Below are 19,455 nucleotides of genomic sequence, written 5' to 3' on the forward strand. Positions count from 1 at the left end.
GTCGCGCTCCGGGCATGAAAAGGCCGGCCGCAGGTGAACGCTACGGCCGGCCGATCAGAGGGACTTCGACTAGTAGGTGAAGGACAGGCCGAAACGGTACGAGCGGCCGTAGCTCTCGCTTTCGCGGAACCGGTTGCTGGTCCGGAAGAAGTAGTAGTCGCTCGCGTCGTTGAGGTTGTTGGCCTCGGCGAAGATCTCGAACTGCTTGGTGACCTTGTAGGCGACCTTGGCGTCCAGGGTGCTGAGCTCGCCGAAATAGCCGTCCGAACGACCGGTAGCGTCGCTGACGTTCAGGCCGCCGTCGGTGTCCAGATAGGCCGAGTGGTAGGTGTAGGCCACGCGACCCGAGAAGCCGTACTTCTCGTAATAGACCTGGGCGCTGGCGATCTTGTCGGCCTGGCCGACCAGCGGGGTCTTAACGCTGCGACCAGGGACCTTCAGCGAACCGTCGGTGAAGGTCATGTTGAAGTTGACCCCAAAGCCGTCCAGCGGCGACGGCAGGAAGGTCAGCGGCTTCTGGATGTTGAACTCCAGGCCCGTCACGCTCGCCTTCGTGCCGTTGGCGTACGAGTTGACGATGGCGTTGGTCAGGGCCACGCCGCCATAAGTCCCGGTCTGGTTCGTCGACGTCGAGTTGAAGATCGGGTTCTCGATGTCCTTGTGGAAGAGGCCGATCGAGATGCCGCCTTCGCTGGGGAAATAGTATTCCAGCGAGAAGTCGAAGTTGGTCGCCTTCTGCGCCTTCAGGTTCGGGTTGCCCATGCTGACGGTGTTGCTGGCCACGTCGACGGTGACGGTCGGAACCAGGTCCACGAACGGCGGCCGGCCCAGGGCGGTGGTGATCGCGCCGCGCGCCAGGAGGTGCGAGCTGAACTGGTACTTCAGGTTCAGGCTCGGGAACCAGTTCGTGTAGCTGTAGCCGCCGAACGAGTTGTAGCCGCTGGTCAGGGTGGTGGCCGAGGTGAAGGCGATGGCCTTGGTGTCGCCCTCGGTGCGCTCGGCGCGCAGGCCCGGCACGATCGTCAGGTCGCCCTTCTGGATGCTGGCCATCACATAGGCGGCCGTGACCTTCTCGACGACCTTGTAGTCCGAGGTCACCGACTGCGAGATCTGGTCACTGGCGTTGACCGTGAACAGACTCTGGTTGGCGTCGACATAGTCGCGGGCGGACTTGAAGTTGATGGTCGGGCCGAAGCTGTACTTGCCGTCCGAGATCAGCGGGAAATTGTCGGCGGTGAACGCGGCCAGGGTCTGGGCGGCGGCCGCGCCGGCAGCCGTGAAGGTCCGGCCGGTCTGGTCCTGGAAGCGGTCGCGCTTGAGGTACTTGGCGCCGAACTTCAGGTAGCTGCCCTCGCCCCAGTTGGCCATCGGCAGCTTGTAGTCGGCGCGAACCTGGTTCAGCTCCTCGCCGGCCTTGCGCGAGACGCGCTTGTAGTTGTTCAGGCGATAGTTGGCGGGGTTCAGCGCCGCGGCGTTGACCGTGAAGCTGTCGGGCATCTCGTCGCCCAGCTTGAAGCTGCCGCCCAGGCCCGTGGAGGCGGCGGCGCGGAACTCGACCTCGTCGCGGATCGGGTCCTTCTTGTTGGATTCCGCATGGGTGGCCTGGATGGTCAGCATGCCCGGACCCCAGTAGACGTCGCCGCCGACCGAGAAGGTAGTGGTGTCGGTGGTCTCGCTGCGCTGGCGGAACAGGCGGCGGGCCGTGGTCGAGCCGACATTGATGTCGCCGCCGTCAGCCGTCAGGTTGGTGTAGCTGGCCGCCGAACCCGGGAAGAAGAACCGGAAGCGGTTGCGGCTCTCAGAGTCGCCGAACTCCGAGTACATCACGCGGGCGTAGAGCTTGACGTTGTCGTTCGGACGCCAGTCGAAATTGGCCACCGCGCCCTTCCGCGTGCGCCAGGCCGGATCATAGATGCGCTGGTCCATCTCGGCCGGCAGGTCGACGCCGTTCACGACCTGGCGGCTGGTGGCCAGGATGTCCTCGGAATAGGACGGACGCTTGGAATAGTTGACGGCCAGGACCAGGCCGAACTGCTTCTCGGGACCGAACTTGCCGCCGACCGACAGGTCGCCCTCGTTGGCCTTACGGTCGCTGTTCTCGTAGACGCCGCGCACATAGCGGGCGCTGAGGATGTTCTTCTTCCGGTCGAAAGCCGTCAGGGTGTTGATGTCAACCTGGCCGGCGATGGCGTTGGCGTCGAGGTCGGCGGTCAGCGATTTGACGACCGTCACCGAACCGATCAGCGCCGACGGAATGTCGTCCAGCTTCACGTTCCGCGACTCCGGCTCGGGGGCCGAGGCGGTCTGGTTGTTGATCGTGACGTTGGCCAGGTTCGGCTCGATGCCGCGGATGATCAGGTAGCGGCCTTCGCCCTTGTCGGTGGCCACCGACACCCCGGTCAGGCGGCGGACGGACTCGGCGACGTTCTGGTCGGGCAGCTTGCCCACGTCGTTGGCCGAAACGACCTCGACGGCGCTGACCGCGTCGCGCTTCTTCAGCAGCGAGTCCCGGTCAGAGGCCCGTTGGCCGGTGACGACCACCTCTTCGACCGTCGTTGTCTGTGATTGAGCGGCGGCCATGCCGGGCGCCACGATGCAAGTCGTGAGCAGCAAAGCGCCCACGAGTTTGGATGCGTTCATCATCCTCCCCTTCCCTGTTGACGACTCCGCCACGGCGCCATTGAGCGCTCTGGGTCGCTGAAGAGGACGATACGAACAAAAATTCTATTTTGCAAACAGAATAGAAAATTTCGTGCAAACTGTTGCTGGAAAAGGTTTTCAGGACACGGACGTTTTCCAGGCGATGGCGACGCGCAGGCCGCCCAGGTCCGAGCGATCCATGGCCAGGGCTGCGCCGGAGGATTCGGCCAGGTCGCGGACGATCGCCAGGCCCAGGCCGTGGCCCGGTCCCGCCTCGTCCAGCCTGGCGCCGCGCGCCAGGGCCGCCTCGGCCCGGCCCTCGTCCATGCCGGGCCCATCATCCTCGACGAACAGCACCGGACCGTCCGCCATCGGACGACCCGAAACCCGCACCTGGCGGCGGGCGTAGCGGGCGGCGTTCTCGATCAGGGCGCCTAGCATCTCGGTCACTGCGTCCTCGGAGACGGGAACCAGCAGGTCGGCGGGGATCTCGACATCGAAGATCAGCCGCTCGCCGTCGGCCGTGCGCTCCAGCACCGCCACCAGGCGCTCGGCGACGGCCAGGGGCGCGGTCTCGGCGGTGAAGGCGGCCTCGCGGGCGGCGGCGGCGCGGGCGCGAGCCAGCTCGGCCTCCAGGGCGGCGCCGACGGCAGCGATGGCGGCGTCCAGGCCGTCGGCAGCTTCCGTCGCGCCGGCCTCACGGGCGCGGCGGCTCTGGGCTGACAGGGCGGCCAGCGGAGTCTTGAGGCTATGGGCCAGATCGCCGGCGCGGCGGCGGGCGCGGGCCAGATCCGCCTCCCGCGCCTCGGCCAGGGCGTTGATCGCCTCGGCCAGGGGCGCGATCTCCTGGGGATGCTCGTCGGACATCCGGGCCGAGGGGCTCTTGCGCAGGCGCGACAGGTCCTCGCGGACCCGAGCCAGCGGCGAGAGACCCAAGGTGACCTGAAGGGCGGCGGCGGCCGACAGCACCACCCACAGCCCGGCCAGGAACAGGGCCAGGTCGCGACCGAACTCGGCCCGCGCCAGGCGCAGGACCTTCTCGTCGCTGGCCACCTGGATCAGCACGGCGGGGCCGTTGCGGTCGGGACGCACGGCGCGTTCGACCAGCAGAAGCCGATCGCCGAACGGCCCGGCGGCGATGCGCGAGGCCCAGTCGTCGGCCGGCGCGTCCAGCGGCGCCTTCAGCGTCTGGTCCCAGAGCGAGGTCGAGGTCTTCAGTCCGGCCGGTGTCGAAACCTGCCAATACAGGCCGCCCATGGCCCTGCGCAGGCGCGGGTCGGCCAGGAGGAGCTCGACCGCCGGCGCGCCGTTCGGCTCCAGGCGCACGGCGGCGGCCAGGGCTTGGCCCGTGCGGATCAGTTCGGCGGTCTCACGGCGCTCGATGTGGCGCTCGAACAGCCAGGTCATGGCCAGCCACGACACCGCCAGGGCGGCCAGGATCGCCAGCATGCCGCCGGCGATCAGGCGACCTCTGAGCGAGCGTCCCTTCACGCGGCCAGTCCCACCAGCAGGTAGCCGAAGCCCCGCCGGGTCTCGATCACGTCCGAGCCGACCTTGCGGCGCAGACGAGTGACCAAGGCCTCGATGGCGTTGGCGTCGGCGGTCTCGGCCACGCCGTACAGCTGCTCGGCCAGCTCGCCGGCCGAGACGGCGCGGCCGGGATTGTGCGCCAGGCAGTCTAGCAGGCGGAACTCCAGCGGCGACAGCTTGATCGGCGCGCCGTCCAGGGTCGCCGACATCCGGCGGGTGTCGAGCGCCAGGCGGCCGGCCTCGATCACCGGCGAGACGCGGCCGGCGGCGCGGCGCACCAGGCCTCGGGCGCGGGCCAGCAGCTCGCCCATCTCGAACGGCTTGGCCAGGTAGTCGTCGGCCCCGGCCTCGATGCCCTCGACCTTCTCGGTCCAGTCACCGCGCGCCGACAGGATCAGCACCGGAAAGGCCCGGCCGTCCTTGCGCCAGCGCCGCAGCACCGTCAGGCCGTCCAGGCGCGGCAGGCCAAGGTCCAGGATCGCGACGGCATAGTCCTCGACCCCGCCCTTGAACGAGGCGTCCTCGCCGTCGCGGGCCAGGTCCACGACGAAGCCGCTGGCGGCCAGCGCCTTGACCAGGTCCGGACCGACGACGGGATCGTCCTCGACGACCAGCGCGCGCACTCAGTCGTCCTCGAGCTTCAGGGTCGCGCCGGTCTTGGCGTCGAGCTCCAGCTCGCGGATGCGACCGGTCTTGGAGAGGATCTTCAGGTCGTACTTCAGCCGGCCATGGTCGCCCTGCTCCAGCTCGACCTCGATGACCTCGCCGGGCGCGCGCTGGGCGGCGATGGCCAGGATTCGGGTCAGCGGCAGGACTTCCTTGCGCAGCAGCGCCTGACGGGCGGCGTCGTGGTCCTGCTTCTTGTGCTCGCTGGCGGTCGCCCCGCCGGCGGCCAGCGTCGAGACAGCGGCCACGGCGATCAGCAGGTTACGGAACGGGGTGCGGGAAAGGATCATGGTCTGGACGATTCCACACCCATCCTGACACGCCCCTGACGCGGGACCTAGGCCGTGCGGCTTAGGCGGCGATGCGCCCGCCCCCGCCCATGGCCCGCCAGCGCTCGCGCTTGGCAAGGGCCCGTTCCAGGGTGATGCGCTTGATCGGCAAACCCTTGCGCAGCTTGACCCAGGTCGTCTCGCTGATGCCCAGCACGTCGAACAGATAACGGTCGGTGATCGCCGGCAGGCTCATGCGCAGGTCGGCGAACTCCTCGGGCGTGACAGTGACGAGATCGAGCATGACGGCAGCGTCCTTTGGCGCGCACGGGATCGGCGGCGCGCCCTCCTTGAGCGTACCGTCATTGAATTTTATAGCAATATTACGGCGATAGTTTTTAGTCGACCGGACGCAGTTCGTGCAGCAGCGTAGCCTGCATCTGTGGCGTGGTCGCCAGCACGGTGCCGTTCATGACGTCGAGGTCGCGGCCCAGGGTGTCGGTGACGACGCCGCCGGCCTCGCGGACGATCACCGCGCCGGCCGCCATGTCCCAGGCGCTGACCGACTGCTCCCAATAGGCGTCGAAGCGGCCGCAGGCGACATAGGCCATGTCGACGGCCCCCGCCCCCAGGCGACGCACGCCGCCGACCCTGGGCGTCAGGCGCTGCATCTCGGCGTGGAACTGTTCCTGGCGCGGCTTGCCCAGGAACGGCACGCCGACGGCCAGGATGGCCTGTTCCAGGCCCTGGCGCCTGGAGACGCTGATGGCGACGTCGTTCAGATACGCGCCCTTGCCTTTCTCCGCCCGGAACAGCTCGCCCAACATCGGGATGTAGGTGACGCCGGCGACGATCTCGCCGTCGCGCTGCAGGGCCACGTTCACCGCCCAGATCGGCAGGCCGATCAGGAAGTTGGCGGTGCCGTCCAGCGGATCGCAGATCCAGGTGTTGGAGGGGTCCGCGCCTTCGACCAGCCCCCCCTCCTCGCCGAGGAAGCCGTAGTCGGGATGGGCCTCCGACAGGATCGACTTCACGGTCTGTTCGGCGCGTACGTCGGCGATGGTGAAGGGGTCGGCCGGACCGTTCTTGTGCTTGATCTCCAGGGTGGCGATCTCGGCGAAGTCCTGTTTGAGGCGGTCGCCGGCGGCGCGGGCCGCGCGGATCATCGTCTGCAGCAGCGGGGAAGGTTCGGTCACGGTCAGTCTCTCAGCTTGGTGCGCCACAGGCAGGTGGCCAGGGTCAGGGAGGCGACGGACGCTCCCATCCAGAAGACGATGGCGGGCGCGAAGTCGTAGTGGCGCACGCCGTCCACGACCCGCAGGCCCTTGTCGATCAGGGCGCCGCTGACCTGTTCCTGAATCGCCGCGCCCAGATAGCTGAACACGCCGATCAGGCCCATGGCCGCGCCCGCGACGCGCTTGGGGCAGATGTCGGTGGCGAACAGACCGCCCAAGGAGGTGACCAGGGCGGTCATGCCCAGGCCGAACAGGATCATGCCGGTGATCAGCACCGGGCCGGTGTTGGGGCCGTAGAAGATCAGCCACAGACCGGCCAGCTCCATCAGGCCAAACAGCAGGTTGGCGGGCGGACGGCGGGCGTTGAACAGCTTATCGGAGATGAAGCCGTACGAGACGGCGCCGATAATGCCGGCCAGGGTCGAGATCATCAGCAGCGAACCGGCGGCGGCCAGGCTGTAGCCCCGCGCCTCCTGCAGATACAGCACGCCCCAACTGTTGATGGCGTAGCGGGTCACGTAAATCAGCGCCGACGACAAGGCCAAGGCCCAGACGGCGGGGATCTTGAGGATCTGCAGCTGGGTCTTGAAGACGCTGGAGGCCTCCTGCTTGGGCTTGTCGCCCTGCCACAGGTCATTGCGCCACTGGGCGATGGGCGGCAGGCCAAGCGTCTGCGGGCGGTCCTGGATCAGCAGGTAGCTGCCGATCGCCACCAGCACGCCAATCACCGCCGGTCCCCAGAAGCCGTAACGCCAGCCCAGCGCCCCGACGATGCCGCCGACCGCCACGAAGGTCAGGCCCTCGCCGATCGAGTGGGCCGTGCTCCATATGCCGTAGTAGCGACCACGCTCGCGGTTTGAGAACCACTGGCTCATCGACACCACGCCCGCCGGCGCGCCGAAGCTCTGGAACCAGCCGTTCAGGCCCCACAGCACCGCCGACATCGCCACGGTGGTCGAGAAGCCCATGCCGATATTGGCGATGGCCGAGATCAGCACGCTGAAGGCGAAGAACCGCTTCATGTTGGCGTGGTCGGCCAGGAAGCCGTTGGTCAGCTTGCCGAAGGCGTAGGTGTAGAACAGCGCCGAGCCGATCAGCCCCAGCTCCGTGGGCGTGAACACGCCCGCGTCGATCAGCGGCTTCTTCACCACCCCCAGCGCCAGGCGGCAGGTGTAGGACAGGCCGTAGCCCAGGGTGATGGCCAGCATGATCCGGAAGCGATGGCGCCGGTACAGCGTGTCGATCGTCGCGGGATCGCTCAGCGGCGCCGCGTCCAGCCCCGGCGCGAAGAACTTCAGCATCTTCGTCTCCCCCTGCCCTCGTCCCGCTACGTGGCGGACCGATCAGCCGTTTCGAAACACGCTATTCCATTACGACAATGAATGGAAGATTTTTTCCATTCACAGAACACTTTGGAACACGAAAAAGAAGGCCCCGGACGTCACCGTCCGAGGCCAGTCGCGCACGCAGGAACGCGTTGGGTTGGCTATCGCATGGTGGGGATGACGAAGCTCTGGTCCAGCACCGCGCCGCCCTTGGGCCAGCGCTGGGTGACGGTCTTGGTGCGGGTGTAGAAGCGCACGCCGTCCAGGCCGTACTGGTTCAGGTCGCCGAAGCCCGAGCGCTTCCAGCCGCCGAAGCTGTGGTAGGCGACCGGCACCGGGATCGGGACGTTGATGCCGACCATGCCGACCTCGACCTGATCGGCGAACTCGCGGGCGGCGTCGCCGTTCCGGGTGAAGATCGCCACGCCGTTGCCGTACTGGTGGCGCGAGGCCAGGCCGATGCCCTCCGCCAGGCTCTCGGCGCGGACCATCTGCAGCACCGGGCCGAAGATCTCGTCGTGGTACGAGCGGCTGGTCGGCTTGACGTGGTCGAACAGGGTCGGGCCGACGAAGAAGCCCTCCTCGTGGCCTTGCAGGGCAAAGCCGCGACCGTCGACGACCAGCTCGGCGCCCTCGTCGACGCCCATCTGGATGTAGTTCTCGATCCGCGCCTTGTGGGCGGCGCTGACCACCGGGCCGTAGTGGGCGTCCGTGTCGGTGCTCACGCCGACCCGAAGGCCGCCGATCGCGGCGACCAGCTTCTCGCGCAGGGCGATGGCGGTCTTCTCGCCGACCGGCACGACGACCGGCAGGGCCATGCAGCGCTCGCCGGCCGAACCGTAGGCCGCGCCGATGATGTCGGCGGTCGCCTGGTCCAGGTCGGCGTCGGGCAGGACGAGGCCGTGGTTCTTGGCCCCGCCCATGGCCTGGACGCGCTTGCCGCTGGCCCCGGCGCGCTGGAACACCGACTGGGCGATGTCCGAGCTGCCGACGAAGCTGACGGCCTTGATGTCGGGATGGTCGAGGATGCCCTCGACGCAGTCCTTGTCGCCGTGGACGACATTCAGGATCCCCGGCGGCAGGCCGGCTTCCATCATCAGCTCTGCGAGGCGCACCGGCACCGACGGATCGCGCTCGGAGGGCTTGAGGATGAAAGCGTTCCCGCAGGCGATGGCCGGGCCCATCATCCACATCGGGATCATGGCCGGGAAGTTGAATGGGGTGATGCCCGCTACGACGCCAAGCGCCTGGCGCATCGAATAGACGTCGATGCCGGGGCCGGCGCCTTGGGTGTATTCGCCCTTCAGCAGGTGCGGGATTCCGCAGGCGAACTCAATGACTTCCAGGCCGCGCTGAATGTCGCCCTTACTGTCGGCGACAACCTTGCCGTGCTCGGATGACAGCAGTTCCGCCAGCTCGTCCATGTGGATTTCCAGGAGGCGCTTGAACTCGAACATCACCCGGGCGCGGCGCTGCGGATTGGTCGCCGCCCAGGCCGGCTGGGCGGCCTTGGCGTTGGCGATGGCGGCCTCCAGTTCCGAAGCCGAGGCCAGCGCCACGCGCGCCTGGACCTTGCCGGTGTTGGGATCGAAGACGTCGCCAAAACGGCCGGACGTACCCTCGACGGCGCGACCGCCGACGAAGTGGGGGATGCTGCGCATGACGCGCTCCTTCGCTTACAGAAAGACCAGGATCAGGCTTGCCGCATGATCCAGTCGTGGGCCGGGTCGTTGCGGAAGATCCACTTGCGGTGCGGACCGGCCATGACGTTGAGGTAGTAGAGGTCGTAACCGTGCGGGGCCCCGACCGGGTGGTAGCCGCGCGGCACCATCACCACGTCGCCGTCCTGCACGCAGACCGTCTCGTCCAGGCTGCGGTCGTCGGTATAGACGCGCTGGAAGGCAAAGCCCTGCGGCGGATTCAGGCGGTGATAGTAGGTCTCCTCCAGCGCCGTCTCCTCGCCCTCCGTCGCCGTATCGTGCTTGTGCGGGGGATAGCTGGACCAGTGACCGCCGGGGGTGATCACCTCGACCACCAGCAGGCCGTCGGCCGGGGCGGTCTCGGGCAGGATGTTGCGGACGTGGCGGACGTTGGTTCCCTTGCCGCGAACCTCACGCGGCATGTCGCCCTCGGCGATCAGGCGCGCCTCGCCGCCCGGCTTGCCCGGCGCGGTGCACAGGGCCAGCTCGACGTCGGTGACGGCGGTCACGGCGAAGGCCGTGGCGGCGGGCACGTAAACCGCGCCTGGGGCCCGATCCTCGAACACACTGGCGCGGCCGCCGATCTGGCCGAACGAGACGCCCTCGGCGCTGACCTCGGCGGTCCCGCTCATCACGACGACGCAGGTCTCGCGGCCCGGCTCGGAACCTTCGAAGGTCTCGCCAGCCGCCAGCTTGACGACCTGGAAGCCGACATGGGCCCAGCCGGCGCTCTGCGGCGTGACCTCAAGGATCGAGCCGTCGGCGTCGGGGGCGTGGGAGCGGACCAGCAGCTTGCTCATCACGCGGCCTTCAAGCCCGCGGCGGCGGCTTCCTTCTTCAGGGTCGCCAGGCCGATCTCGCCATATTCGCGCGGATTGGCGACGGCCGGGTCCTGCTCAGCCTCGACGATGATCCAGCCGGAGTAGTTGATCTCTGCGAGGGCCTGCATGACCGCCGCATAGTCGAGGTAGCCGTCGCCGGGCACGGTGAACATGCCGGCCAGCACCCCGTCAAGGAAGCTGCCGCCACCGCGCGACACCACCTTGTGGAAGACCTCGCTGCGGATGTCCTTGCAGTGCACATGGGCGACGCGGTGCGGATAGCTGCGGATGACCTGGACAGGGTCCAGGCCGCCCAGCGCCGCGTGGCCGGTATCGACGGTCAGGCCAACAGAGGGACCGGTATTGGCCAGGAAGGCCTCCAGGTCCTCGGGCCGCTCGACCACGGTGCCCAGGTGGTGGTGGTAGGCGAACTTGATGCCTTGGGCGGCGATGTAGTCGGCCACCTTGGTCAGGCGGGCGCCGAACTCCTTCCAGCCCTCGGCGTCGAGACGCGGGGTGGCGGACAAGGCCTTGGTCTTGTCGCCGTGGATGGCGTTGCTGGTCTCGGCATGGACGAAGACGGTGCAGCCCATGGCCTTCAGCAAAGCCAGATGCTTCTGCAGCGCCGCGATCTCGTCGTCGGCCGATTGCACCAAGAGATTGCCGCTGTACCAGCCGCCGACCAGGGTCAGGTCATAGCGGTCCAGCAGCGGCTTCAGCACCGCCGGGTCGCGCGGGAAGACGCCGCCCAGCTCGACGCCCGTGAAGCCGATCGCCTGGCAGTCGGCCAGCACGCTCTCCAGCGGGGTGTCGCCGCCCAGCTCGGGCATGTCGTCATTGATCCAGGCGATGGGGCTCACGCCGAAACGGATGGTCATGGGTTAGTCCCCCGTACGCTGTTGCTTGATCTTGGTTTCGTAGTCGCTGCGGGCCGCGTTCACCGTCGGACGCACCGAGACTTCCGGCACCGCCACGTCCCACCAGGCGCCGCCTTCGGTGGTCGGCATCGGGTCGGTGTCGATGACCACGACGTAGGTCCGGTCGCTGGCCTGGGCGCGCTGGAGGGCGGCCTCCAGTTCGGCGAGATTGGCCACCTTCTCCGACCGCGCGCCCAGGCTCGCGGCGTGGGCGGCGAAGTCGATATCCGGCAGAGTCTCGTGGCGCGTGTCGGCCAGCAGGTTGTTGAACGCCGCGCCACCCGTCGCCGCCTGCAGACGGTTGATGCAGCCATAGCCCCGGTTGTCAAGGACGGTGACGATCAGCTTGGTCCCCAGCATCACCGAGGTGGCGAGCTCAGAGTTCAGCATCAGGTAGCTGCCGTCGCCGACCATCACGTGGACCTCGCGGTCCGGCGCGGCCATCTTCACGCCCACGGCGCCGGCGATCTCGTAGCCCATGCACGAGAAGCCATATTCGACGTGGTAGCCGCCGGGCTGGCGCGTGCGCCACAGCTTGTGCAGCTCGCCCGGCAGGCCGCCGGCGGCGCAGACGACCACGCTGTCGTCGGACGAGGCCCGCCATACCGCGCCCAGCACCTGGGCGTCGGTCGGCAGCGGCCGCGCGTCGGCGCGGGTCGCCTCGTCGAAGATCGTGTTCCAGCCGGCGACACCGCCGGTGGCCTTCTGCGTCCAGGCTTCGGGCGCACGCCAGCCGTCCAGGGGCTCGGCCAGCGCCTCGACCACCGCCAGGGCGTCGCCGACCACGGCCGAGGCGCCGTGCTTGTGGGCGTCGTGCGGCGCGACATTGACCTGGACCAGCTTGCGGCCCTCGGCGCCGAACAGGGCGCGCGAGCCGGTCGTGAAGTCTTGCAGACGGGTGCCGATCCCGATGATCAGGTCGGCCTCTTCCGACGCCGCCACCGAGGCGGTCGTGCCGGTGACGCCGACCGCGCCCAGGTTCAGCGGGTGATCCCACGCCAAACTCCCCTTCCCGCCCTGCGTCTCGGCGACCGGCAGGCCGGTGTCGTGGGCGAGGTCGGCCAGGGCTGTCTCGGCGCGGGCGTACAGCACCCCGCCGCCGGCCACGACCAGCGGTCGCTTGGCCGCCTTGATCAGCGACACCAGCTCGGCGAGTTCGCGCGGATCGGGACGCGGCGCGCGGATGCGCCAGACGCGCCTGGCGAAGAAGGCTTCCGGATAGTCGAAGGCCTCGGCCTGGACGTCCTGGCAGAAGGCCAGGGTCGCGGGGCCGCAGGTGGCCGGGTCCAGCATGGTAGCGAGCGCCCGTGGCAGGGCGTCCAGGATTTGTTCGGGCCGGACGATGCGGTCGAAATAGCGCGACACCGGTTTAAAGCAGTCGTTGGCGCTGACCGTGCCGTCGCCGAAGTCCTCGACCTGCTGGAGAACCGGATCGGGTCGCCGGCTGGCATAGACATCGCCGGGCAGGAACAGCACCGGCAGGCGGTTCACATGCGCCAGGGCGGCGGCGGTGACCATGTTGGTCGCGCCGGGGCCGATCGAGGTGGTGCAGACCATGGCCCGCTCACGCCGCGACTGCTTGGCGAAGGCGATGGCCGCGTGGGCCATGCCCTGCTCGTTGTGCGCCCGATACGTCGGCAGCACGTCGCGGACGCCGTGCAGGGCCTCGCCCAGGCCGGCGACATTGCCGTGGCCGAAGATGGCCCAGACCCCGGCGAAGTACGGGACCTCGCCCTCCCCGGTCTCGACATATTGCGCCGAGAGCCAGCGGACGGTCGCCTGGGCGGCGGTGAGACGGACTATCGCCATTCTACGCGGCCTTCACAGCAGCGCCGCGCAGACGCTTCCAGGCGTCGACCAGCACCTTGAACTTGGCGACGAGCGCCGCGACGGCAGCATCATCGTCGATACGGTTGGCCAGCCACTCGCGGGCCACGTCGTAGAAGATGGTCCGGCCGACGGCGAAGCCCTTCACGATCGGGAACGGGGCCACGACCTCGAACGAGGCCAGCAGTTCGGCCTCCGGCGCCGACAGGCCCAGCAGCACCACGCCCCGGCACAGCGGATCGTTTTCGGTGATGGCGATCTCGGTCTCGCGCCAGGCGACGGCGTCCTGCAGCGGCTCCAGCTTCCACCAGTCGGGACGGATGCCCAGCCCATAGAGCCGGCGGATGGCGCGGGCCACCGTGTGGCTGTCGCTTTCCATGCCGTTGGGCAGGATCAGCTCCAGCAGCAGCTCGTGACGGGTTTTCCGGCAGGCGTCGAACAGGCGCAGCAGCTGGCGCTCCTGGCGCTCGCGCAGCCCGATCTCGTCGTCGGGATGGTAGAAGACCAGGCACTTGACCACCTGCCCCGCCGGCCATTCGGCCAGTTCGGTGGCGACATCGGCCGAGCTCTCGAACTCCAGCGGCCGCGACTTGGGCAGCTCGATCGGGCGGGCGATCCAGTAGTCGTGGTCGGCGGCCTGGGCCAGGGCGTCGAAGCCGAAACGGCCGTCCAGCAGCATGCCGAAGCGCGCCTCGTCGCGGCCGGCCACCTGCTGCACCGCGCGCAGGGCCAGGGTCTTGAAGTGCGGAATCCGCTCGGGGTCGCCGCCGGTCTCGGCGATCAGGTCCAGGAACTGGCTGCGATGGTCGACGGCCAGGACAGTCAGCTCGTCATAGACGCGCTGGCGGGTCGTGGCCCAGTGGATGTGCTCCAGCTCCTCGTCCTCGCGCAGGCGGAACGGGCGTTCCCGGTCGGACAGGAAGGCCTCCAGCTCGACCCAGGTCGGCATGGCCGGCGTGCAGCCGTGGCGCGAGACGACGATGGCCCCGCAGGCATTGCCCCACTCGCAGCAGGTCTCGACGCTCTCGTGGCGCAGCCAGCCGCGCAGGAAGCCGGCCATGAAGGCATCCCCTGCCCCCAGCACGTTGAACACCTCGACCTTGAAGCCGCGGGCGCTGACGCCTTCGTCCAGGCTGTCGGGAACCTCGCCCGGAAACGCGACGCAGCCGTCAGGTCCGCGCTTGCAGACCAGCAGCGCCTCGGGCGCGCCCTTACGGATGGCGCGCAGGGCCGCGATCGTGTCGGTCGTGCCGCCCAGGATATGGATTTCTTCCTCGGTGCCGACGATCAGGTCGCACAGGGCCACGACCTCCTGCAGCTTGGCGGTGACGTCTCGGTTCTCGACGAAGCGGTTCTCGCCGGCGTCCTTGCCGGTCAGGCCCCACAGCACCGGGCGGTAGTCGATGTCGAAGGCCACGCGGCCGCCGGCCGCCTTGACCGCGCGGGCGGCCTTCAAGCTGGTCTCGTAGACGTTCGGCTGCGACAGGTGCGTACCGTTGATCAGCACCGCGCCCGTTTTGGCGAACCAGGCCTCGTCGACGTCGGTCGGCTCCAGCGCCATGTCGGCGCAGTTCTCGCGATAGAAGATCAGCGGGAAGTTCACCCGATCGCGGATACCCAGGATGACTAGGGCCGTCAGGCGGTCGGGATCGGACAGCACGCCGGCGACATCGACGCCCTCGCGTTGCAGCTGCTCACGGATGAAGCGGCCCATGTGGTCGGCGCCGACGCGGGTCAGCAGACCGGTGTTCAGCCCCAGGCGCGCGCCGCCCGCGGCGGTGTTGGTCGGGCTGCCGCCCAGGTACTTGGCGAAGGACGCCATGTCCTCCAGCCGGCCACCGACCTGTTGTCCGTAGAGGTCGACGGAAGACCGGCCGATGGCGATCAGATCAAGGGTCTTTGCGTCCTGCGCCATGCCAGTTCCACGTCACTCTCTGGCCGGCTCCCCACCGGCGATATGTAACGCATATTCCAAACCTAGAACGCTTGCAACATCCATTTCATTTTCGATCTGGAATGGAACGGATGGTTCAGCAGGCCCCTTAGGCGCCCTTCTTGAGCTTCTTCTTTTCCTTGTTGGCCTCGAAGGCGAAGCTGATCACCAGGGCCTGGGCCAGGCAGATCGAGGCGGCCAGCGAGCGGAAGGTCCGCACCTCCGATTCGCGCACGTGGAGCACCAGTTCGGCCGGCTTGGCGATCGGGCTGACCAGACTGTCGCTGATGGAGAGAATGCGCGCGCCGCGCTGGGTGGCCATGTCGACGGCCTGCACCGTCTCCTCCGCATAGGGGTGGTAGCTGACGGCGATCAGCAGGTCGCGTGGGCCGATGGTCTGGACCTGCTGCTTGGTCAGGCCGGCCACGCCGTCGATGAACAGGGTGCGCTTGTTCACCTGCTGCAGCGAATAGGCCAGGTACGAGGCCACCGGGAACGAGCGCCGGAAGCCGATCACATAGACCGTCTCGGCCTTGTCGATCAGCGACACCGCATAGGCCATGTCGGCTTCGCTGACGGTCTGCGCCAGGTTCTGCAGGGCCAAAGTGTTGCCCTCGACGAACTCGCTGAGCACATCCGAGCCGCCCTCGGGCTTGCGGGCCACGGCTTCGTTGAAGTGGCGAACGCGCTCGCCGTAGCCCAGGCCGGCATGGCCCGACAGCAGGCCGTCGCGGAACAGGCGCTGCATCTGGCTGGCGCCGGGATAGCCGAAGGTCTTGGCGAACCGGACGATGGCCGAGGGCTGCACGCCGCAGCGCTCGGAGATCACCGCCAGGGTCTCCAGCGCCATCTCGTTGGGCTCGTCCAGCACGTAGCGGGCGATCTGCTGCAAGCGCTTGCTGAGCGAATCGTAGCGCTCGAGGATCGCCGCCCGCAGCTCCTCGGCGGAAGCCGGCGCGTGCCCTGGCATGGTGTCGTCGGTCATTTCGGCCCCGATATGATCACTTCAGAATTAGAATATCCGTTCCGCGCCGGAACACAAACGCGACTGAAATCTCCCTTCCGTTCCACTTTCCATCTGGAAGGAATTTTTGTTCCATATTACACCCGAATGAAACGCGGCCGTCGCATGAGCCGCCGACATCAGGGGACGGGACATGATCAAGGTGGCGCAACTGGGCGCGGGACGGATGGGGGCGGTGCACGCCCGCAACGCCGCCGCCAATCCGAAACTGGACCTGGTCGCGCTGGTCGACCCCCGCCCCGACGTCGCCGGGCCACTGGCCGCCGAACTGGGCGCGCAGCTCAGGAGCTTCGACGAGGTCCTGGCCGATCCCGAGATCAAGGGCGTCATCGTCGCCAGCTCGACCGACGCGCATCTGGACAACACGCTGTCGGCTCTGCGGGCCGGCAAGACCGTCTTCTGCGAGAAGCCGCTGGACCTGCACCTGGCCTCGCTGCTGGCCGCCAAGGGCGAGCTGGAAACGGCCGAGGGCCGGCTGTTCGTAGCCTTCAACCGCCGCTTCGACCCGCACTACCGCACCCTGAAGGCCCGGATCGACGGCGGCGACATCGGCGCGCTGGAAAGCCTGCACATCGTAAACCACGACCCAGCCACGCCGCCACCGGCCTTCATCCCGACCAGCGGCGGCCTCTTCAAGGACTTCACCATCCACGACTTCGACCTGGCCCCCTGGCTGATGGGCGAGCGGCCGGTCGAGGTGTTCGCCTGGGCCTCGTGCCTGATCGATCCGCAGATCGGCGAACTGGGCGATGTCGACACCGCCAAGGTGCTGCTGACCACCGCCACCGGGCGTCTCTGCATGATCAGCAACAGCCGCCGCACGGGCTATGGCTACGACCAACGCATCGAGGCCTTCGGCTCCAAGGGCGCGGCGCGCGTGGACAACGTCACCAACACCGCCGTGTCGGTGTGGGGCGAGGCCGGCGCGAAAGCCGACAAGTTCCCCTACGCCTTCATCGATCGCTATGCCGGGGCCTATGCCGCCGAGATGGACCACTTCGCCGACGTGCTGGCCGGCAAGGCCAAGCCCGAGGCGGGCCTGGTCGCCAGCATCGCCTCGCTCGAACTCGCCGAAGCCGCCGCACGTTCGGCCGCGACCGGCGCGCCTGTCAGACTCTAGAGTATAAGGGTTCCCATGCACGACATCGCCATTTTGGGCGCCGGCCGCATCGGCCGCATCCACGCCAAGAACGTCGCCGGCCAACCGGGCCTGCGCCTGAAGTACGTCGTCGATCCGGTCGCCGCGGCCGCTGACAGCCTGGCCGCCGAGACCGGCGCGACCGTGGCCGACCTCGACACCGCCCTGAACGATCCGTCGGTGGGCGGCGTCATCGTCGCCAGCTCGACCGACACCCATCTGGACTACAGCCTGAAGGCCATCGCGGCCGGCAAGGCGGTGTTCTGCGAGAAGCCGATCGACCAGGACCTGGCCCGCGCCCGCTCGGCGCAGGGCGAGCTAGGTGGCAAGGGCGTGAAGCTGTTCCTGGGCTTCAACCGTCGCTTCGATCCCAACTTCCAGGGCCTGAAGGCGCGGCTGTCGGCCGGCGTCGTCGGCGCGCTGGAGACGGTGCACATCACCAGCCACGACCCGGCCCCGCCGCCGGTCGCCTACGTCAAGGTCTCGGGCGGCCTGTTCAAGGACATGGCCATCCACGACTTTGACATGGCCCGCTGGCTGCTGGACGAGCCGGTGACCGAGGTGTTCGCAGCCGCCAGCTGCCTGGTCGATCCGGCCATCGGCGAGGCCGGCGATGTCGACACCGCCAAGATCCTGTTGCGCACCGCCTCTGGCAAGATCTGCGTGATCAGCAACAGCCGCCGTAGCGGCTACGGCTACGACCAGCGCATCGAAGCGTTCGGCGCCAAGGGCCTGGTCCGCGCCGACAACGTCATGGAGAGCACGGTCTCGGTCTGGGGCGAGAACGGCGCCAGCAGCGACGCTTTCCAGAACTTCTTCCTCGACCGCTACGCCGAAGCCTATCGCCGCGAGATGGCGCACTTCGCCGAGATCATCCGCGGCGAGGCGTTGCCCTCGGTGGGCTATGTGGATGGCGTCGAGGCCCTGGCCCTGGCCGAGGCGGCGGGGCAGTCGGCGAAGACGGGTCAGGTGGTGAAGCTGTAATTCCCCTTCTCCCCTTGCGGGAGAAGGTGTCGGCGAAGCTGACGGATGAGGGGTCGCACAGGCGGCCCCTTTTTCGTGGGCGGCGGACAGGACAAAGAAAACGGCGGCTCCGCAGGAGAGCCGCCGCCAGAGTTGTCGCCTAGTAGGATCGATCAGTTCTTCGCCGGAGCCTTCAGCTTGCCCTCGACGATCTTCTGGAAGGTCTCGAGGGGACACAGGGTCGGCTCGCCCTTCACGCCGCAACCCGGCAGCGGAAAGTACGAATAGGACGGCGGGTTGCTGGCCGTCAGCGGTTGCAGCTCGCGCAACTGGTCCATGGTCTGGGCGGTGTAGAAGGCGCGGACATAGGCCTTGCCGGCGCCGTCCTTCAGCAGCTCGAAGCCCATGGCCCCACCGGGCGGCGGATCGTCCTGCGGGTAGTCGGCGGCGGTGAAGTGCGCGCCGAAGAAGCCGCGCAGGGCGGCGATGTTGGTGTCGTGGCCGACCAGCATGGTCAGCTTGCCGCCCGTGCCCTCGGCCCCGGTCAGGGCGCCCAGCACCTCCTTGGCGATCGGCGCGGCGTAGCGCTCGGCGATGTAGGGCGCGCCAACCTCGTAGTGGAACTTCACCGGGTGGAAGCGCAGCATGGCCTGGATGTCGGCCTTGGAGGCGCGGCCCCAGCCGACCTGATCCATCGGCTTGCCCTCGACATATTCCAGCAAGACCGTCTGGCCGGCCGTCGAGGCGATCGACAGCGCGCCTTCGACGTCGGGGTTGTCGCCCTTGTTGGCCGCCAGGTTCGAAGGCCGCTTGGCGATGTCGCAGCCGGCCTTGGTCGCCGGATCACAGCCGAGCACGCGTTGCAGGATGGCGAAGTCCGCCGCATGGACCTTCGCCTCCGCCGCGACGCCCGGCTTCTGGCGCTGGGCGGCCTTCAGGGCGATGTCGCCGTCGATGCCCTCGGCGGGGTGGAAGATCGGGTCGTTGGCCTCGTCTTCGGGGTGAGTGACCTTCAGGCCGCAGCCGGGCTGCAGGCCCTCGACGAACATCTCGGCGGTCTTGATCGCCCGCTGCTTGCCGCTGGCCCAAGCGACGATGTCGCCCGACGCCGCGCAGCCGTTGCTGGGCAGCAGCCCGCGCGCGCTCAGGAAGGTGCGGTAATAGGCGCCCATCAGTCGCGCGCCCTCCCCGCCATGCGGGGTCAGCTCGCCATAGGGCGTGGTCCAGGTTCCCCAGGTCTGGGCGGTCGTACCGGCGGGCGTGGCCGGGGCCTTGGTCGGCGGCCGGACGCTGTGGCGCATCATCATGACTACGCGTTCCAGCTTCAGGCCCTCGGTCGGACCACCGCTCGCCGCCTGGGCCGAGCCCGCCAGCAGCGCCAAGCCCGCCGCCGTCATCAAAGCGTTTCGAAGCCTCACCATGACATCTCCCCTGTGGGCCACCGATTTGTTCGCGGCCATTTCATTG

Annotated in this window: 16 protein-coding genes; 2 read left to right on the plus strand and 14 right to left on the minus strand. The window is 68.3% G+C overall.

Going from position 1 to position 19,455, the window contains the following annotated elements; all coding sequences use genetic code 11:
- Positions 1-69 precede the first annotated feature (69 nt).
- The 13 genes from AC1RR5_RS16820 to AC1RR5_RS16880 all read right to left on the minus strand — a co-directional run bounded on the left by AC1RR5_RS16820 (position 70) and on the right by AC1RR5_RS16880 (position 15,848).
- Positions 70-2,640, minus strand: coding sequence for a TonB-dependent receptor (locus AC1RR5_RS16820; protein WP_492923128.1), 2,571 nt, complete (start codon positions 2,638-2,640; stop codon positions 70-72).
- 138 nt (positions 2,641-2,778) lie between these two features.
- Entirely contained in the window at positions 2,779-4,131 is a 1,353-nt protein-coding gene (locus AC1RR5_RS16825) for an ATP-binding protein (RefSeq protein WP_492923130.1), read from the minus strand.
- On the minus strand, positions 4,128-4,793 hold the full coding sequence (locus tag AC1RR5_RS16830) for a response regulator transcription factor (RefSeq protein ID WP_492923132.1): 666 nt from the start codon (positions 4,791-4,793) through the stop codon (positions 4,128-4,130). Before AC1RR5_RS16830 ends, AC1RR5_RS16825 begins: the two co-directional genes overlap by 4 nt.
- Positions 4,794-5,126: a PepSY domain-containing protein gene (locus AC1RR5_RS16835; protein WP_492923134.1), complete on the minus strand. Its 333-nt coding sequence runs from the start codon at positions 5,124-5,126 to the stop codon at positions 4,794-4,796. It abuts the gene before it with no gap.
- Positions 5,127-5,187: 61 nt separating this feature from the next.
- Positions 5,188-5,409: a hypothetical protein gene (locus AC1RR5_RS16840; protein WP_492923136.1), complete on the minus strand. Its 222-nt coding sequence runs from the start codon at positions 5,407-5,409 to the stop codon at positions 5,188-5,190.
- A 94-nt stretch (positions 5,410-5,503) separates the two neighbouring features.
- A complete protein-coding gene (locus tag AC1RR5_RS16845; protein ID WP_492923138.1) occupies positions 5,504-6,301 on the minus strand; it encodes an inositol monophosphatase family protein in 798 nt (265 codons plus the stop codon).
- Between the two features lie 2 nt (positions 6,302-6,303).
- Complete coding sequence (locus AC1RR5_RS16850) at positions 6,304-7,641, minus strand: MFS transporter (RefSeq protein ID WP_492923140.1); 1,338 nt, start codon at positions 7,639-7,641, stop codon at positions 6,304-6,306.
- Positions 7,642-7,826: 185 nt separating this feature from the next.
- Positions 7,827-9,326 (minus strand): CoA-acylating methylmalonate-semialdehyde dehydrogenase, encoded by a 1,500-nt coding sequence (locus tag AC1RR5_RS16855; protein ID WP_492923142.1) that lies wholly within the window; start codon positions 9,324-9,326, stop codon positions 7,827-7,829.
- Between the two features lie 32 nt (positions 9,327-9,358).
- Positions 9,359-10,168 carry a 5-deoxy-glucuronate isomerase gene (gene iolB, locus AC1RR5_RS16860; protein WP_492923144.1) on the minus strand — a complete coding sequence of 270 codons (810 nt, stop codon included), beginning with the start codon at positions 10,166-10,168 and terminating at the stop codon, positions 9,359-9,361.
- Complete coding sequence (iolE, locus tag AC1RR5_RS16865) at positions 10,165-11,064, minus strand: myo-inosose-2 dehydratase (protein WP_492923146.1); 900 nt, start codon at positions 11,062-11,064, stop codon at positions 10,165-10,167. Before iolE ends, iolB begins: the two co-directional genes overlap by 4 nt.
- A 3-nt stretch (positions 11,065-11,067) precedes the next feature.
- Positions 11,068-12,912, minus strand: coding sequence for a 3D-(3,5/4)-trihydroxycyclohexane-1,2-dione acylhydrolase (decyclizing) (gene iolD, locus AC1RR5_RS16870; protein WP_492923148.1), 1,845 nt, complete (start codon positions 12,910-12,912; stop codon positions 11,068-11,070).
- 1 nt (position 12,913) lies between these two features.
- Positions 12,914-14,845, minus strand: coding sequence for a bifunctional 5-dehydro-2-deoxygluconokinase/5-dehydro-2-deoxyphosphogluconate aldolase (locus tag AC1RR5_RS16875; RefSeq protein WP_492923150.1), 1,932 nt, complete (start codon positions 14,843-14,845; stop codon positions 12,914-12,916).
- A gap of 127 nt (positions 14,846-14,972) precedes the next feature.
- Positions 14,973-15,848 (minus strand): MurR/RpiR family transcriptional regulator, encoded by an 876-nt coding sequence (locus AC1RR5_RS16880; RefSeq protein ID WP_492923152.1) that lies wholly within the window; start codon positions 15,846-15,848, stop codon positions 14,973-14,975.
- Positions 15,849-16,020: 172 nt separating this feature from the next.
- Here AC1RR5_RS16880 and iolG (AC1RR5_RS16885) point away from each other — a divergent pair, with 172 nt between their 5' ends.
- Together iolG (AC1RR5_RS16885) and iolG (AC1RR5_RS16890) are read left to right on the plus strand one after the other, a co-directional pair.
- The gene (iolG, locus tag AC1RR5_RS16885; protein WP_492923154.1) at positions 16,021-17,007 is read left to right on the plus strand and encodes an inositol 2-dehydrogenase; all 987 of its coding nucleotides are present in this window, start codon (positions 16,021-16,023) and stop codon (positions 17,005-17,007) included.
- Positions 17,008-17,022: 15 nt separating this feature from the next.
- The gene (gene iolG, locus AC1RR5_RS16890) at positions 17,023-18,009 is read left to right on the plus strand and encodes an inositol 2-dehydrogenase (RefSeq protein WP_492923156.1); all 987 of its coding nucleotides are present in this window, start codon (positions 17,023-17,025) and stop codon (positions 18,007-18,009) included.
- 152 nt (positions 18,010-18,161) lie between these two features.
- On the opposite strand, the gene AC1RR5_RS16895 is transcribed toward iolG (AC1RR5_RS16890), so the two are convergent.
- Positions 18,162-19,409: a histidine-type phosphatase gene (locus AC1RR5_RS16895; protein ID WP_492923158.1), complete on the minus strand. Its 1,248-nt coding sequence runs from the start codon at positions 19,407-19,409 to the stop codon at positions 18,162-18,164.
- Positions 19,410-19,455: the final 46 nt, after the last annotated feature.

It is taken from the genome of Caulobacter sp. GW821-FHT11E11 (assembly GCF_058808315.1).

Coding starts and splice junctions, on each gene's coding strand:
- AC1RR5_RS16820 (WP_492923128.1), bottom strand. CDS start 2,640: ATGAACGCATCCAAACTCGTGGGCGCTTTGCTGCTCACGACTTGCATC.
- AC1RR5_RS16835 (WP_492923134.1), bottom strand. CDS start 5,126: ATGATCCTTTCCCGCACCCCGTTCCGTAACCTGCTGATCGCCGTGGCC.
- AC1RR5_RS16840 (WP_492923136.1), bottom strand. CDS start 5,409: ATGCTCGATCTCGTCACTGTCACGCCCGAGGAGTTCGCCGACCTGCGC.
- AC1RR5_RS16850 (WP_492923140.1), bottom strand. CDS start 7,641: ATGCTGAAGTTCTTCGCGCCGGGGCTGGACGCGGCGCCGCTGAGCGAT.
- AC1RR5_RS16855 (WP_492923142.1), bottom strand. CDS start 9,326: ATGCGCAGCATCCCCCACTTCGTCGGCGGTCGCGCCGTCGAGGGTACG.
- iolE (WP_492923146.1), bottom strand. CDS start 11,064: ATGACCATCCGTTTCGGCGTGAGCCCCATCGCCTGGATCAATGACGAC.
- iolD (WP_492923148.1), bottom strand. CDS start 12,912: ATGGCGATAGTCCGTCTCACCGCCGCCCAGGCGACCGTCCGCTGGCTC.
- AC1RR5_RS16875 (WP_492923150.1), bottom strand. CDS start 14,845: ATGGCGCAGGACGCAAAGACCCTTGATCTGATCGCCATCGGCCGGTCT.
- AC1RR5_RS16880 (WP_492923152.1), bottom strand. CDS start 15,848: ATGACCGACGACACCATGCCAGGGCACGCGCCGGCTTCCGCCGAGGAG.
- iolG (WP_492923154.1), top strand. CDS start 16,021: ATGATCAAGGTGGCGCAACTGGGCGCGGGACGGATGGGGGCGGTGCAC.
- iolG (WP_492923156.1), top strand. CDS start 17,023: ATGCACGACATCGCCATTTTGGGCGCCGGCCGCATCGGCCGCATCCAC.
- AC1RR5_RS16895 (WP_492923158.1), bottom strand. CDS start 19,409: ATGGTGAGGCTTCGAAACGCTTTGATGACGGCGGCGGGCTTGGCGCTG.